The organism is Mesorhizobium sp. M7A.F.Ca.CA.002.09.1.1, assembly GCF_003998555.1.
GTDB lineage: Bacteria > Pseudomonadota > Alphaproteobacteria > Rhizobiales > Rhizobiaceae > Mesorhizobium > Mesorhizobium ciceri.
Window position 1 is genome coordinate 1 of sequence record NZ_RZRR01001292.1, and the last position, 1,096, is coordinate 1,096.

Annotated in this window: 1 protein-coding gene; it reads left to right on the top strand. The window is 63.8% G+C overall.

The features are described from left to right. Positions 1–1,096 (top strand): aconitase family protein (locus EN994_RS32630; RefSeq protein ID WP_245466161.1); only part of this gene is annotated, 1,096 nt, incomplete at both ends.

Genomic DNA, 1,096 nt, shown 5'->3' on the forward strand with positions numbered 1-1,096 from the left:
GCGCAGGGCCTGTGGCGTGAAACCGGCTCGGCCGACCCTGTCTTCACTGATCTGCTCGAGCTCGAACTTGGTTCCGTCGTGCCGTCGATGGCCGGCCCCAAGCGGCCTGAAGGCCGCGTCGCCCTGGAAGGCATTCCGGAAGGCTTCGCCAAGGCGATGGAGACCGAATACAAGAAGGCGGCCGAAATCTCCAAGCGCTATGCCGTCGAAGGCACCGACCATGATCTCGGTCACGGCGATGTCGTCATTGCCGCCATCACCTCCTGCACCAACACCTCGAACCCGAGCGTGCTGATCGGCGCCGGTCTTTTGGCCCGCAATGCCAACCGGCTCGGTTTGAAGCAGAAGCCGTGGGTGAAGACCTCGCTGGCTCCCGGCAGCCAGGTGGTCGCCGAATATCTGGAGAAATCCGGCCTGCAGAAGGAGCTCGACCAGATCGGCTTCAACCTGGTCGGCTTCGGCTGCACCACCTGTATCGGCAATTCCGGCCCGCTGCCGGCGCCGATCTCCAAAACCATCAACGACAAGGGCCTGATCGCCGCCGCGGTCCTGTCCGGCAATCGCAACTTCGAAGGCCGTGTCTCGCCTGACGTGCAGGCCAACTATCTGGCCTCGCCGCCGCTGGTCGTCGCGCACGCGCTGGCCGGAACTGTCACCAAGGACCTCACGACAGAGCCGCTCGGCGAGGACAAGAACGGCGAGCCGGTCTACCTCAAGGACATCTGGCCGAGCTCGGCCGAAATCCAGGAGTTCATCGAGAAGAACGTCACCCGCGAGCTGTTCGCCCGCAAGTATGCCGACGTCTTCAAGGGCGACGAGTACTGGCAGAACGTCAAGGCGCCGGAAGGCCAGACCTATGCCTGGGACGACAACTCGACCTATGTGCAGAACCCGCCCTATTTCGCCGGCATGACATCAGGTTTCGGCAAGATCGGCGACATCAAGGGCGCCCGCGTGCTCGGCCTGTTCGGCGACAAGATCACCACCGATCACATCTCGCCGGCCGGATCGATCAAGGCAGCGTCGCCGGCCGGAAAATATCTCACCGACCACGGCGTCGGTGTCGCCGACTTCAACCAGTACGGCACGCGGCGCG